Here is a 14,146-nt window from a genome sequence, read left to right as displayed (position 1 = left end):
TCGTCCGAGGACGTTAAGAATCCATGTCACTTTGAGTGCCCACACAGATTGTCTGATAAATTGTTAAAGAGCAGTGCAACGCGGCTTTCAGCTCACCGTTGCGAGGTGGCGTATATTACGCTTTCCTCTTTCAGAGTCAACCCGTTATTTCAGGATTTTTTCTCTTCAACCGACCGGGTTAACTGTGAAGTGATTCACATCCGCCGTGTCGATGGAGGCGCATTATAGGGAGTTCTCCGCGGGCCGCAACCGCTAAATGACAGAAAAATGACTGACTGCTGCATTCCCCAGCAAAACCCCTCCTTATACCCTTTTACACACAGAGTTATCCACAGCGCTTCGAAAAAGTGAAAATATGCGAGCGTTGCGCAAACGTTTTCGTTAAAATGCTCGCGCTTAATAAGGAGGCCTCGTCAGGTGTGTTAGATGAGTTTTTCGCTGGAAAATTCATCTAACGCTCTCTGTAATCGTGAAATCCAGGGGATTTACCATGCAACAACGTCGTCCAGTCCGCCGCGCTCTGCTCAGTGTTTCTGATAAAGCCGGTATCGTCGAATTCGCTCAGGCACTTTCCGCACGCGGTGTGGAGCTGCTTTCTACAGGCGGTACCGCTCGCCTGTTAGCAGATAAAGGTCTGCCGGTAACCGAAGTGTCCGACTACACCGGTTTCCCGGAAATGATGGATGGACGCGTCAAAACCCTGCATCCGAAAGTGCACGGCGGCATTCTGGGCCGTCGCGGTCAGGACGACGGCATTATGGAACAGCATGATATCGCGCCTATCGATATGGTCGTTGTTAACCTCTACCCGTTCGCCCAGACCGTCGCCCGCGAAGGCTGCTCTCTGGAAGATGCGGTTGAGAATATTGATATCGGCGGCCCAACCATGGTGCGCTCCGCGGCGAAGAACCATAAAGATGTGGCCATCGTGGTGAAGAGCAGCGACTACAGCGCCATTATTAATGAGATGGATGCTAACGACGGCTCCCTCACTCTCGAAACCCGCTTCGACCTTGCGATTAAGGCGTTCGAACACACCGCCGCGTACGACAGCATGATTGCCAACTACTTCGGTAGCCTGGTTCCTGCCTACCACGGTGAAAGCAAAGATCCTTCTGGCCGCTTCCCGCGCACCCTTAACCTGAACTTCATTAAGAAGCAGGATATGCGTTACGGTGAGAACAGCCACCAGCAGGCTGCCTTCTATATAGAAGAAGAGGTCAAGGAAGCCTCCGTTGCGACCGCACAGCAGGTTCAGGGCAAAGCCCTTTCCTATAACAACATTGCCGACACCGACGCCGCACTGGAATGCGTGAAAGAGTTCAGCGAGCCGGCCTGCGTTATCGTCAAGCACGCCAACCCGTGCGGCGTTGCGGTAAGCACCTCTATTCTGGATGCCTACGATCGCGCCTACAAAACCGACCCGACCTCCGCATTCGGCGGCATTATTGCCTTCAACCGCGAGCTGGATGCCGAGACCGCGCAGGCCATTATCTCCCGCCAGTTTGTCGAAGTGATCATCGCGCCGTCCGCGTCCGAAGAAGCGCTGAAAATCACCTCGGCGAAACAGAACGTGCGCGTACTGGTTTGCGGCCAGTGGGCGGAGCGCGTGCCGGGCCTGGACTTCAAGCGCGTGAACGGCGGTCTGCTGGTTCAGGATCGCGATTTGGGTATGGTGACAGAAGCCGACCTGCGCGTGGTGACCAAACGACAGCCGACCGAACAGGAGCTGCGCGACGCGCTGTTCTGCTGGAAAGTGGCGAAGTTCGTGAAGTCTAACGCCATTGTCTACGCAAAAGAGAACATGACCATCGGGATAGGCGCAGGCCAGATGAGCCGCGTTTACTCTGCGAAAATTGCCGGTATCAAAGCAGGCGACGAAGGCCTGGAAGTGAAAGGCTCCGCCATGGCCTCTGACGCCTTCTTCCCGTTCCGTGACGGTATTGATGCTGCGGCTGCGGTGGGCATCACCTGTGTGATCCAGCCTGGCGGCTCTATCCGCGACGACGAGGTGATTGCCGCTGCCGACGAACACGGCATCGCAATGATCTTCACCGACATGCGCCACTTCCGCCATTAATTCCCGGAGCAGAAAATGAAAGTATTAGTGATTGGTAACGGCGGGCGCGAGCACGCTCTGGCGTGGAAAGCGGCGCAGTCTCCACAGGTTAAAACCGTCTTCGTGGCACCGGGTAACGCCGGTACCGCACTGGAACCCGCGCTGCAGAACGTGGCTATCGGCGTGACCGATATCCCGGCGCTGCTGAGCTTTGCCCAGACCGAGAACATCGATCTGACCATCGTCGGCCCGGAAGCGCCGCTGGTAATTGGCGTGGTTGACGCCTTCCGCGCTGCGGGCCTGAAAATCTTCGGCCCAACGGAAGGTGCCGCACAGCTGGAAGGCTCCAAAGCCTTCACCAAAGATTTCCTTGCGCGTCATAACATTCCGACGGCGGAATATCAGAACTTCACCGAAGTGGAGCCTGCTCTGGCCTGGTTACGTGAAAAAGGCGCGCCGATTGTCATCAAAGCCGACGGTCTGGCCGCCGGGAAAGGCGTTATCGTGGCGATGACGCTCGAAGAAGCCGAAGCGGCCGTTCAGGATATGCTGGCAGGCAACGCCTTTGGCGATGCGGGCCACCGCATCGTGATCGAAGAGTTCCTCGACGGCGAAGAGGCGAGCTTTATCGTAATGGTCGACGGCGAGCACGTTCTGCCGATGGCCACCAGCCAGGATCACAAGCGCGTGGGCAATGGCGATACCGGCCCCAACACCGGCGGGATGGGCGCTTACTCTCCTGCTCCCGTTGTTACCGATGAGGTGCATCAGCGCACCATGGACCGCATCATCTGGCCTACCGTGAAGGGCATGGCGGCGGAAGGCAATACCTACACCGGTTTCCTCTACGCGGGCCTGATGATTGACAAGCAGGGTAACCCGAAGGTGATTGAATTCAACTGCCGCTTCGGCGATCCGGAAACCCAGCCGATCATGCTGCGCATGAAATCCGACCTGGTGGATCTGTGTCTGGCGGCCTGCGAAGGCAAGCTGGACGAGAAAACCTCAGAGTGGGACGAGCGTGCGTCTCTGGGCGTGGTGATTGCTGCGGGTGGCTATCCGGGGAACTACAGCACCGGAGATGAGATCCACGGCCTGCCGCTGGAAGAGATTGACGGCGCGAAGGTGTTCCACGCCGGTACGAAGCTGGCTGACGATGACCGCGTGCTCACCAACGGCGGCCGCGTGCTGTGTGCGACCGCGCTGGGCCAGACCGTGGCAGAAGCGCAAAAACGCGCCTATGCGCTGATGGCGGATATTCACTGGAACGGCAGCTTCAGCCGTCAGGATATCGGTTATCGTGCTATTGCGCGGGAGCAGGGGGAGTAATTTCCCCTCACCCTGACCCTCTCCCGGTGGGAGAGGGAACTTAAATCAAAAACTTTTCTCTGTCGGCTGCCAGGTGCAGAAGTCTTCGTTCGCCACCAGCAGCAGCTGAGAGCCTTCCGGCGCCTCAAGCCACGCCACGCTCACTTCCATAGACGAATGCCGCTGACGGCGCTGAATGTGTTCGGTTGCCCAGGATTCAAGCTCAGGCTTTACGGTCTGCCCTTCGCAGGTGGTCACCGTGCCATCGGCATGCCAGCGCCCCTGGCGCAGTACCACGCGGCCCTGACGCAGCGCGTCGCTGGTCTGACGGAGCTGTTCGGCGCGGTAGCGGTAAAGGGCGACCTGATCGCTGGAAAGCTGCTGTTTCAACCCGCTGACTTCATGCTGCATAAAGCTCAGCTCGCCGTGGTCGTCGAAACGCACCTTCACGTGTTCAGGGGTCTTGCTGTAGATGTTCAGTTCAATCAGCGATAGCGCATCGCCCTGCCAGCGGTACTCTGCGGTCGAGGTGTTGCCGTTATGCCACGGGCTGAACGCGGTAAGCATATGGACTTCATCGCTGGAATCTTTGCGCCAGATCCTGACCGCGCCCTGGTTGTCAGCATAGCCGCTGGCGGTAAACGGGGGGAGTGAGGAATCATGGCTACAGGCAGACAGCAACAGTACGCCTGCCAGCGCGAGCATGCCACGCCAGAATGACAAAAGGGGCGTTGCCGCCCCTTCGTTAAAACTGTTCACTGCCACGCGTCTTACTTAACTGCGTCTTTCAGTGCTTTACCAGAAACAAATGCCGGCACGTTAGCTGCGGCGATTTTGATTTCTTTACCGGTCTGCGGGTTGCGGCCAGTACGCTCAGCGCGGTGGTTCACTTTGAAGGTACCGAAACCAACCAGTTGTACAGCATCGCCTTCTTTCAGAGACTCAGTAATAGCAGCCAGGGTAGATTCCAGAGCAGCTTTAGCCTGCACTTTAGACAGATCAGCCTTGTCCGCAATTACATCAATCAGTTGAGTCTTGTTCATAAGTTATCCTTTCAATGTGTTTATCGCTTGCTAAGCATCGAGTGCGACGAAAATGCCAAAAAAGCACTCTCCTGCATACACGCACCGATAGCCACTTTTTTTCGCCCCCCAAATGTAGACCAGACGGGGGGCAGAAGGGAAGAGTCGAGGTGCGACAAAACAGGCGTTAAATCACGTTTTGTTGTCTCATTGGTTAAAAATTATACCAATATTGCTCTCGCCGGCCTCACGCAGGTCCGCGCGCAGCCCTTTGATCAGCTCAATATCACGCTCTTCACACTCTGCCAGCAGGCGGAAAATCTCCCACTGAATATCCCATTCCTGTTCAACCGCCGGGTTAGCACGCAGCTCTTCGTCGGTCATTTCACGGCCTTCCTGCGTCATTTCCAGCATCGCGACGGTCGTGATGGATGCCTTACTGACTTCAATGGCGTGCTCCAGCGTTTCACCGCTCAGACGGGAGTGGATCAGCTCGCTCAACGCCACGCAGGCGTCGATAGCCGGATAAACGCCGTACAGGTCGTAATCGTCCGCCGCCGGGATCGCCTCTTCCAGCTTTTCGAGCTGTGAATCGAAGTTCACCTTTGCATCTTTCACCGTCAGCGTCTCCCAGATTAAATCCAGGATACGTCGATAAATCTGGCCTTCGCCAAACTCCGTTTGCTTACAGAACGCGGCATAGTTGGGATACATGCGCTCGCACAGGCAAGCCATAAACGTCACGTGCTGCCAGCTTTCCAGCTTCTCAAGGCGCAGATGAATCGGGTTTTGTAACATGATGATGTCTCGAATCGAAAATTAGCCGCAGTTTACCTGAATCACGGCTGAATTTCCTGCCAACGAATGAATGCCGGACGTGAAGAGGCAACGGCGTCAGCCCAGCGGGTTGGCTCCGGTAACCGGTAGCCCTTCATGCAGCGCTGCACCCACGCCAGCGCGCTGTCCATGCTCACCCGATGCCCGGTGGCGATAAACAGCGGATTACAGCGCGCTTTACTGCGCCAGACCCACGCCAGCTGCTCGCCTTTATGGATAAGCGGCGCCAGCGCGCCCGGTTCGGCAGAAAGCGGCTCAAACGCGCCGCACAGGCGTTTTTTCGCCACGCCGATGGTCGGCACGTCCACCAGCAGACCAAAGTGGCTGGCGACGCCTAAGCGACGCGGATGGGAGATACCGTGCCCGTCAACAAACAGGAGGTCAGGTTTTTGCGAGAGTTGCTCCCACGCGGCCAGCAGCGCGGGGTATTCGCGGAAGGAGAGAAAGCCGGGAATATAGGGCATGGTGGTGGCGATACGCGCCACCTTGTACTCCACCAGCTCCAGCGACGGGTATTTCAGCACCACCATCGCCGCCCGCGTCACTTCACCGCCCTGCTCGAACCCGACGTCCGCCCCGCCAATGTACTGCGGGGGATCCTTATCCAGACGATCCTCGCGGATCACCGATGAAGCCAGTTCGATTTGCTGAGCGCGTAGCGACGCGAGATCCATAACCACTCCTTACTTGTGATACTGGGCAGAAAGCCGATGCACCGCCTCCACAAATACGCCTGCGTGTTCAGGCGGCACATCCTGATGAATGCCGTGGCCGAGGTTAAAGACGTGGCCTTCACCCTGGCCGAAACCAGACAGTATAGTCGACACTTCCTCTTCGATGCGGGCAGGCTGAGCATAGAGCATGGACGGGTCCATGTTGCCCTGTAGCGCCACTTTGTCGCCCACGCGACGGCGCGCATCGGCAATATCGGTGGTCCAGTCGAGGCCCAGCGCGTCGCAGCCAGTGGCCGCCATCGCTTCCAGCCATTGGCCGCCGCCTTTAGTGAACAGCGTTACCGGCACGCGGCGACCGTCGTTTTCACGCAGCAGGCCATCGACGATTTTGTGCATGTAGTACAGGGAGAACTGCTGATAATCACGTCCGGTCAGCACGCCGCCCCAGGTGTCGAAAATCATCACCGACTGTGCGCCCGCTTTAATCTGCGCGTTGAGGTAGAGCGTAACACTCTTCGCCAGCTTGTCGAGCAGCGCATGCAGCGCCAGCGGTTCGGCATACATCATCTTTTTAATCATGGTGAAGACTTTGCTGCTGCCGCCTTCAACCATGTAGGTGGCCAGCGTCCACGGGCTGCCGGAGAACCCAATCAGCGGCACTTCGCCTTTCAGTTCGCGGCGAATGGTGCGCACGGCGTTCATCACGTAGCCCAGTTCGCCTTCCGGATCGGGGATCGGCAGCTTATCGACGTCGGCTTTGCTTTTGATCGGCGAGGTAAAGCGCGGGCCCTCGCCGGTTTCGAAATAGAGCCCCAGGCCCATCGCGTCCGGAATGGTAAGAATGTCCGAAAAGAGAATGGCGGCATCCAGCGGGAAGCGGCGCAGCGGCTGGAGCGTCACTTCACAGGCCAGCTCGGCGTTTTTGCACAGCGACATAAAATCGCCCGCCTGCGCGCGCGTGGCTTTGTATTCTGGCAGATAGCGTCCCGCCTGGCGCATCATCCACACCGGGGTGACATCAACGGGCTGGCGCAGCAGCGCACGCAGATAACGATCGTTCTTCAGTTCGGTCATTTTGCAGTTCCTTATTGCGTCAGTCCGTCAGTGTAACACTACTCATACTCGGCCCGACACATTGCCACGGTATCTTCTATCAGGCGACGCGCCACCGTTCCCGGAGGGGGTAACAGCGGTAAATTGTCGTAGCGGTACCAGTTCGCCTCCAGCAGCTCTTTCTGGTCGATAACAATCTCACCGCTGTCATATTCCGCCATAAACGCGGTCATCAGAGACATCGGGAACGGCCACGGCTGGGAGGTCACGTAGCGCAGGTTCTTCACCTTGATGCTGCTCTCCTCCATCACCTCGCGCGCCACCGCCTGCTCCAGCGTTTCGCCGACTTCGACGAACCCGGCGAGGACGGTATGAATGCCGTTGCGATGACGGGTATGTTGCGCCAGCAGGATGGAATCATCACGGCGGATGGCAACGATGATGCACGGCGCGATTTGCGGGTAGTAGCGTTCACGGCAGTGGCCGCAGAGCAGCGCCCATTCGGTTTTGCTTGGGTGCATGGTGTGGCCGCAGTAACCGCAATATTTGTGCGAACGGTAAAACTCCGCCAGCTGCACGCCCCGCCCCGCCAGCTGGAACAGGCCGACGTCCAGATCTAACACCTGACGTACGGATCCCATATCCTGACGGCGCGCCTGTTGGATCAACCACACGGGATCGCCCTGCCACTCGCCGATCTTCAGCGCGGGCTGGCCCACCAGATCGAACGTTTCCGCGGTACCGTAGGGCAACTCTCCTGAGGGCAGCCATAATTTTTGTTCGTGGCTGACGATCCACCAACCCAGATCTGATTTTTCAATAATACGATCCATATCTATTGCACTACCTTCGCTTCACTGACATGTTGTTAGCATTGTGGTTACATTTTGGATAAGCAGATCCCATTCTAAACCTTATGGAGTCGACCATGTTAAACCAGCTGGAAAGCCTGACTGAGCGCGTTGGAGGAAGTAACACCCTGGTGGATCGCTGGCTACATGTGCGCAAGCATCTCCTTGTGGCGTATTACAATCTGGTCGGTCTTAAGCCTGGCAAAGAATCCTTTATGCGGCTGAACGAAAAAGCGCTGGATGATTTTTGTCAGAGCCTTGTCGACTACCTCTCCGACGGCCATTTCAACATTTATGAACGCATTATCCGCGAAATGGAAGGGACAACGCCGTATTTAGCGGCCAGCAAACTCTGTCCGCAGCTGGAAGCCAACACCCAGCAGATCATGGACTATTACGATTCCACGCTCGAGAACGCCATCGATCACGATAACTATCTTGAGTTCCAGCAGGCGCTGTCCGACCTGGGCGAAGCGCTGGAAGAGCGATTCACGCTGGAAGATAAGCTCATCGCCCTCGTACTGGATAACAACCTGAATATCAGCAGCAGCGATAACGTTGCGCGCCCTGCTTGAGTTCTTAACCGTTAACGAGTAATTTACAACCAGTCGCCCCTCTGCGGAGGGGGATTTTTCTTGTCGGAGTGCCCAGTGTGTAAGCACGGGCTGAGACCGTTAATTCGGGATCCGCGGAACCTGATCAGGTTAATACCTGCGAAGGGAACAAGAGTCACGCTGCTGTTGTATCGCCCCTGTGGCGATCTCCTCTTGCTTCATCCGTCGTCTGACAAGCCATGTCCTTCACTTCTGGAATGAGCTATGTCTACAACAAAACTGACCCGCCGCGAACAGCGTGCACAGGCCCAACACTTCATCGACACCCTGGAAGGCACCGCTTTCCCGAACTCGAAACGCATCTACATCACCGGTTCACAGGCCGATATCCGCGTGCCGATGCGCGAAATCCAGCTCAGCCCGACGCTTATCGGCGGCAGCAAAGAGAACCCCCAGTATGAAGACAACGAAGCCGTGCCGGTATACGACACCTCCGGCCCGTACGGCGATCCTGATGTTGCTATCAACGTGCAGCAAGGTCTGGCAAAGCTGCGCCAGCCGTGGATTGAGGCGCGTAACGACTGCGAAGAACTGAGCGTACGCAGTTCTGCGTACACCAAAGAACGCCTGGCCGACGACGGCCTGGACGAGCTGCGCTTTACCGGCCTGCTGACGCCAAAACGCGCCAGAGCGGGCAAGTGCGTCACCCAGCTGCACTACGCGCGCCAGGGTATCGTCACGCCGGAGATGGAGTTCATCGCCATCCGCGAAAACATGGGCCGCGAGCGCATCCGCAGCGAAATATTGCGCCACCAGCATCCGGGTGAAGGCTTTGGCGCTCGCCTGCCGGAGAACATCACGCCGGAGTTTGTGCGTGACGAAGTGGCCGCCGGGCGCGCGATTATCCCCGCCAACATCAACCACCCGGAATCGGAGCCGATGATTATCGGCCGCAACTTCCTGGTGAAGGTCAACGCCAACATCGGCAACTCTGCCGTCACCTCGTCCATCGAAGAAGAGGTGGAAAAGCTGGTCTGGTCCACGCGCTGGGGTGCGGACACGGTGATGGACCTCTCCACTGGCCGCTACATCCACGAAACCCGCGAGTGGATCCTGCGTAACAGCCCGGTGCCGATTGGCACCGTCCCGATTTATCAGGCGCTGGAGAAGGTCAACGGCATTGCTGAAAACCTCACCTGGGAAGCGTTTCGCGACACGCTGCTGGAGCAGGCGGAACAGGGCGTGGACTACTTCACCATTCACGCGGGCGTGCTGCTGCGCTACGTGCCTATGACGGCGAAACGTCTGACCGGCATCGTCTCGCGGGGTGGCTCCATCATGGCGAAGTGGTGCCTGTCCCATCATCAGGAAAACTTCCTCTACGAGCACTTCCGCGAGATCTGCGAAATCTGCGCCGCGTACGACGTCTCCCTGTCGCTGGGCGACGGCCTGCGTCCGGGCTCCATCCGCGATGCCAACGACGAAGCGCAGTTTGCCGAGCTGCACACCCTGGGCGAGCTGACCAAAATCGCCTGGGAGTATGACGTGCAGGTGATGATTGAAGGCCCGGGCCACGTGCCGATGCAGATGATACGCCGCAACATGACCGAGGAGCTGGAGCACTGCCACGAAGCGCCGTTCTACACTCTGGGGCCATTGACCACAGATATCGCACCGGGCTACGACCACTTCACCTCCGGGATTGGCGCGGCGATGATCGGCTGGTTTGGCTGCGCCATGCTCTGCTACGTGACGCCGAAAGAGCATCTCGGCCTGCCCAACAAAGAGGACGTAAAGCAGGGACTGATTACCTATAAAATTGCCGCCCACGCGGCGGATCTGGCGAAAGGCCATCCGGGCGCGCAAATCCGCGATAACGCCATGTCCAAAGCGCGCTTTGAATTCCGCTGGGAAGACCAGTTTAACCTGGCGCTGGATCCGTTCACCGCCCGCGCCTATCACGACGAGACCCTGCCGCAGGAGTCGGGCAAGGTGGCGCACTTCTGCTCCATGTGCGGGCCAAAATTCTGCTCGATGAAAATCAGCCAGGAGGTGCGGGATTACGCCGCCGCGCAGACCATTGAAGTCGGTATGGCGGACATGTCGGAAACCTTCCGCGCCAGAGGCGGCGAAATTTACCTCAAAAAAGAGGAGGCGTAATGTACAAGCCCGATTTCCCCTCCGTGCCCTTTCGCTTAGGGCTTTACCCGGTGGTGGACAGCGTGAAGTGGATCGAACGCCTGCTGGAGGCCGGCGTTCGCACCCTCCAGCTGCGCATCAAAGATAAGCGTGATGAAGAGGTGGAGGCCGACGTCGTCGCCGCCATCGCGCTGGGGCATCGCTACAATGCCCGCCTGTTTATCAACGACTACTGGCGGCTGGCCGTTAAGCACCGGGCGTACGGCGTGCATTTGGGTCAGGAGGATCTGGAAACCACCGATCTGAACGCCATTCGCCAGGCTGGCCTGCGCCTTGGCGTTTCAACACACGATGATATGGAAATCGACGTGGCGCTGGCGGCCCGCCCCTCCTACATCGCCCTCGGTCACGTTTTTCCGACGCAAACCAAGCAGATGCCTTCTGCCCCGCAGGGTCTGACGCAGCTGGCGAGCCACGTTAAGCGCCTTGCCGATTACCCGACCGTCGCCATCGGTGGAATCAGCCTTGAACGCGCCCCGGCGGTGCTGGAGACCGGCGTCGGCAGTATCGCCATCGTCAGCGCCATTACCCAGGCGGCAGACTGGCGATCCGCCACCGCGCAGCTTTTACAGCTGGCAGGAGCGGGCGATGAATGACCGCGATTTTATGCGCTACAGCCGCCAGATCCTGCTGGAGGATATTGCCATTGACGGGCAGCAAAAGCTGCTCGCCAGCCGGGTATTGATTGTCGGCCTGGGCGGATTAGGCGCGCCCGCCGCGCTGTATCTGGCCGGTGCGGGCGTGGGCACGCTGGTGCTGGCCGATGACGACGAGGTGCACCTCAGCAACCTGCAACGGCAAATCCTCTTCACGACTGAAGATGTTAACCAGCCTAAAGCGCAGATCACCCGGCAGCGACTTAACCAGCTTAATCCGGATATCGAACTGATTGCTCTGCAGGAGCGGCTCAGCGGTGAAAGCCTGCGCCATGAGGTCGCCCTTGCCGACGCGGTGCTGGACTGCACGGACAACATGGCGACGCGTCAGGCCATCAACGCGGCCTGTGTTGCACAGAACACGCCGCTGATCACCGCCAGCGCGGTCGGTTTCGGCGGGCAGATAATGGTGCTTACGCCGCCGTGGGCGCAGGGCTGTTACCGCTGCCTGTGGCCGGACGAGGCTGAACCGGAGCGTAACTGCCGCACGGCAGGCATTCTTGGCCCGGTGGTGGGCGTGATGGGTACCCTTCAGGCACTGGAGGCTATCAAGCTGCTCAGCGGCATGGAGACGGAACGCAACACGCTCCGGCTGTTCGACGCCCGCTCCAGCGGCTGGCGCCATCTGGCACTACACCGCGCCAGCCTCTGCCCGGTATGCGGAGGCCACGATGCGCATTCTGTTTAACGATGAGCCGATGACGTGCGACGACGGTCTCACCGTTGCCGCCCTGCTCGACAAATTGCGCCAGCTCAAGCCGGGAACGGCGCTGGCGCTCAATCAACAGATCCTGCCGCGCGAGCAGTGGGAACTTCAGCAGGTCAATGAAGGCGACCAGATCCTGCTGTTTCAGGTTATCGCAGGGGGCTGAGATGTTACGTATTGCTGATAAAGTCTTTGATTCACATCTGTTTACCGGAACCGGCAAATTCGCCTCGCCGCAGCTGATGGTGGATGCTATTCGTGAAAGTGGCAGCCAGCTGGTGACGCTGGCGATGAAGCGCGTGGATCTGCGCCAGCACAACGATGCCATACTTGCGCCGCTACTGGAGGCAGGCGTGACGCTCTTACCAAACACTTCCGGCGCGAAAACGGCCGAGGAGGCGATTTTCGCCGCACAGCTGGCGCGGGAAGCGCTCGGCACCCGCTGGCTGAAGCTGGAAATTCACCCGGACGCCCGCTGGCTGCTGCCCGACCCGATCGAGACCCTGAAAGCCGCAGAAAAGCTGGTGCAGCAGGGGTTTACCGTTCTGCCTTACTGCGGCGCGGATCCCGTGCTGTGTAAGCGTCTGGAAGAGGTCGGCTGCGCCGCCGTCATGCCGCTGGGGGCGCCCATTGGCTCCAATCAGGGGCTGGAAACCCGCGCGATGCTGGAGATCATCATCGAGCAGGCGACCGTGCCGGTGGTGGTGGATGCGGGGATCGGCGTGCCCAGCCACGCCGCGCAGGCGCTGGAAATGGGGGCCGACGCGGTGCTGGTGAATACCGCCATTGCGGTGGCCGACGACCCGGTCATGATGGCGCGTGCATTTCGTCTCGCCGTGGAGGCTGGCCTGCTGGCCAGAGAGTCCGGCCCCGGCTCGCGCAGTTTTCAGGCACAGGCCACCAGCCCGCTGACAGGTTTTCTGGAGGCGCTCTCATGAGCACGTTTACCGAGCGCTGGCGCGAGCTTAACTGGGACGATATAGCCCTGCGCATCAACAGCAAAACGGCGGCTGACGTGGAGCGCGCGCTGCACGCCCGTCAGCTGACCCGCGAGGATCTGATGGCCCTGCTCTCCCCGGCGGCCAGCGCCTACCTTGAACCGATGGCGCAGCGAGCGCAGCGGCTCACCCGCCAGCGTTTTGGCAACACGGTGAGCTTCTACGTGCCACTCTATCTCTCCAACCTGTGCGCCAATGACTGCACCTACTGCGGCTTCTCCATGAGCAACCGCATCAAGCGGAAAACGCTCGATGAAGGTGAGATTGCCCGCGAGTGTGCGGCCATTCGTGAAATGGGTTTTGAGCATCTTCTTCTCGTCACGGGCGAGCATCAGGGGAAAGTGGGAATGGACTATTTCCGCCAGCATCTGCCTGCGATACGTCGGGAGTTTGCGTCGTTGCAGATGGAGGTTCAGCCCCTGTCGCAGGACGAGTATGCGGAGTTAAAAACGCTCGGGCTGGACGGTGTGATGGTCTATCAGGAAACCTACCACGAGGCGACGTACGCGCGGCATCACCTGAAAGGGAAGAAGCAGGATTTTTTCTTCCGGCTGGAAACGCCGGACAGGCTGGGCCGCGCCGGGATCGACAAAATCGGGCTGGGTGCGCTAATTGGGCTTTCCGATAGCTGGCGGGTAGATTGCTACATGGTGGCAGAACATCTGCTGTGGCTGCAACAGCACTACTGGCAGACCCGATACTCCATCTCCTTCCCACGCCTGCGCCCCTGCGCAGGCGGCATTGAACCGGCTTCGCTGATGGATGAACGCCAGCTGGTGCAAACCATCTGCGCGTTTCGCCTGCTCGCCCCGGAAGTGGAGTTATCGCTCTCAACGCGTGAATCCCCGGCGTTTCGCGATCGCGTCATCCCGCTGGCGATTAACAACGTCAGCGCGTTTTCCAAAACGCAGCCGGGCGGGTATGCAGACGATCATCCGGAGCTGGAGCAGTTTGCACCGCATGACGGACGGCGTCCAGAAGCCGTTGCCGCCGCCCTGACGGCACAGGGTTTACAGCCTGTCTGGAAAGACTGGGACAGCTGGCTGGGAAGAGCCTCGCAATGACGATGTAACGCACTGCAACACGGTAGAAAATTATCGAGGCGTTACGGAAAGGTAAAACCGGATGATTGTCAGCGCTCGTCTGGTTTTTTATTTTCATCAGGTCAGCAACGGACGCTGACCAGGGCGAAAAGCTTCTTCCTCGTTTCGCCCTGCCTCCGATTCCGT

15 protein-coding genes and 1 riboswitch are annotated in these 14,146 nt (G+C 58.7%); of the genes, 9 read left to right on the top strand and 6 right to left on the bottom strand.

Annotation, left to right across the window (positions count from 1 at the left end):
• Positions 1-490 precede the first annotated feature (490 nt).
• Positions 491-2,080 carry a bifunctional phosphoribosylaminoimidazolecarboxamide formyltransferase/IMP cyclohydrolase gene (purH, locus tag IM295_RS13630; protein ID WP_028015111.1) on the top strand — a complete coding sequence of 530 codons (1,590 nt, stop codon included), beginning with the start codon at positions 491-493 and terminating at the stop codon, positions 2,078-2,080.
• Positions 2,081-2,095: 15 nt separating this feature from the next.
• A complete protein-coding gene (gene purD / locus IM295_RS13625; protein WP_063943218.1) occupies positions 2,096-3,388 on the top strand; it encodes a phosphoribosylamine--glycine ligase in 1,293 nt (430 codons plus the stop codon).
• A gap of 45 nt (positions 3,389-3,433) precedes the next feature.
• Here the strand turns inward: purD and IM295_RS13620 are convergent, their stop codons facing one another.
• The 6 genes from IM295_RS13620 to nudC all read right to left on the bottom strand — a co-directional run bounded on the left by IM295_RS13620 (position 3,434) and on the right by nudC (position 7,786).
• A complete protein-coding gene (locus IM295_RS13620; protein WP_193066821.1) occupies positions 3,434-4,126 on the bottom strand; it encodes a DUF1481 domain-containing protein in 693 nt (230 codons plus the stop codon).
• An 11-nt stretch (positions 4,127-4,137) separates the two neighbouring features.
• Positions 4,138-4,410 (bottom strand): nucleoid-associated protein HU-alpha, encoded by a 273-nt coding sequence (hupA, locus tag IM295_RS13615; protein WP_002445246.1) that lies wholly within the window; start codon positions 4,408-4,410, stop codon positions 4,138-4,140.
• A 186-nt stretch (positions 4,411-4,596) separates the two neighbouring features.
• Entirely contained in the window at positions 4,597-5,187 is a 591-nt protein-coding gene (locus IM295_RS13610) for a YjaG family protein (RefSeq protein ID WP_022646712.1), read from the bottom strand.
• A gap of 41 nt (positions 5,188-5,228) precedes the next feature.
• The gene (gene nfi, locus IM295_RS13605) at positions 5,229-5,900 is read right to left on the bottom strand and encodes a deoxyribonuclease V (RefSeq protein WP_010425928.1); all 672 of its coding nucleotides are present in this window, start codon (positions 5,898-5,900) and stop codon (positions 5,229-5,231) included.
• 9 nt (positions 5,901-5,909) lie between these two features.
• Positions 5,910-6,974, bottom strand: coding sequence for a uroporphyrinogen decarboxylase (gene hemE / locus IM295_RS13600; protein WP_193066820.1), 1,065 nt, complete (start codon positions 6,972-6,974; stop codon positions 5,910-5,912).
• A 38-nt stretch (positions 6,975-7,012) separates the two neighbouring features.
• The gene (gene nudC, locus IM295_RS13595; protein WP_047363705.1) at positions 7,013-7,786 is read right to left on the bottom strand and encodes an NAD(+) diphosphatase; all 774 of its coding nucleotides are present in this window, start codon (positions 7,784-7,786) and stop codon (positions 7,013-7,015) included.
• Positions 7,787-7,881: 95 nt separating this feature from the next.
• Here nudC and IM295_RS13590 point away from each other — a divergent pair, with 95 nt between their 5' ends.
• From IM295_RS13590 to thiH, 7 genes are all read left to right on the top strand, one after another.
• The gene (locus IM295_RS13590; RefSeq protein ID WP_028015105.1) at positions 7,882-8,379 is read left to right on the top strand and encodes an Rsd/AlgQ family anti-sigma factor; all 498 of its coding nucleotides are present in this window, start codon (positions 7,882-7,884) and stop codon (positions 8,377-8,379) included.
• A 54-nt stretch (positions 8,380-8,433) separates the two neighbouring features.
• Positions 8,434-8,543: riboswitch (TPP riboswitch) on the top strand.
• 79 nt (positions 8,544-8,622) lie between these two features.
• Positions 8,623-10,518: a phosphomethylpyrimidine synthase ThiC gene (gene thiC / locus IM295_RS13585; RefSeq protein ID WP_041911590.1), complete on the top strand. Its 1,896-nt coding sequence runs from the start codon at positions 8,623-8,625 to the stop codon at positions 10,516-10,518.
• Positions 10,518-11,153 carry a thiamine phosphate synthase gene (gene thiE, locus IM295_RS13580; RefSeq protein ID WP_193066819.1) on the top strand — a complete coding sequence of 212 codons (636 nt, stop codon included), beginning with the start codon at positions 10,518-10,520 and terminating at the stop codon, positions 11,151-11,153. Before thiC ends, thiE begins: the two co-directional genes overlap by 1 nt.
• Entirely contained in the window at positions 11,146-11,901 is a 756-nt protein-coding gene (locus IM295_RS13575) for a HesA/MoeB/ThiF family protein (RefSeq protein WP_193066818.1), read from the top strand. The genes thiE and IM295_RS13575 overlap by 8 nt, the downstream gene beginning before the upstream one ends.
• Positions 11,885-12,085: a sulfur carrier protein ThiS gene (thiS, locus tag IM295_RS13570; RefSeq protein WP_028015101.1), complete on the top strand. Its 201-nt coding sequence runs from the start codon at positions 11,885-11,887 to the stop codon at positions 12,083-12,085. The genes IM295_RS13575 and thiS overlap by 17 nt, the downstream gene beginning before the upstream one ends.
• 1 nt (position 12,086) lies before the next feature.
• Positions 12,087-12,857 carry a thiazole synthase gene (gene thiG / locus IM295_RS13565; protein WP_193032203.1) on the top strand — a complete coding sequence of 257 codons (771 nt, stop codon included), beginning with the start codon at positions 12,087-12,089 and terminating at the stop codon, positions 12,855-12,857.
• Positions 12,854-13,981, top strand: coding sequence for a 2-iminoacetate synthase ThiH (gene thiH / locus IM295_RS13560; protein WP_193032200.1), 1,128 nt, complete (start codon positions 12,854-12,856; stop codon positions 13,979-13,981). Before thiG ends, thiH begins: the two co-directional genes overlap by 4 nt.
• Positions 13,982-14,146: the final 165 nt, after the last annotated feature.

The organism is Enterobacter cloacae complex sp. P14RS, assembly GCF_014895895.1.
GTDB lineage: Bacteria > Pseudomonadota > Gammaproteobacteria > Enterobacterales > Enterobacteriaceae > Enterobacter > Enterobacter bugandensis.
The sequence above is the reverse complement of the archived record's forward strand: the minus strand, read 5'-3'. Positions and strand labels throughout refer to the sequence as shown.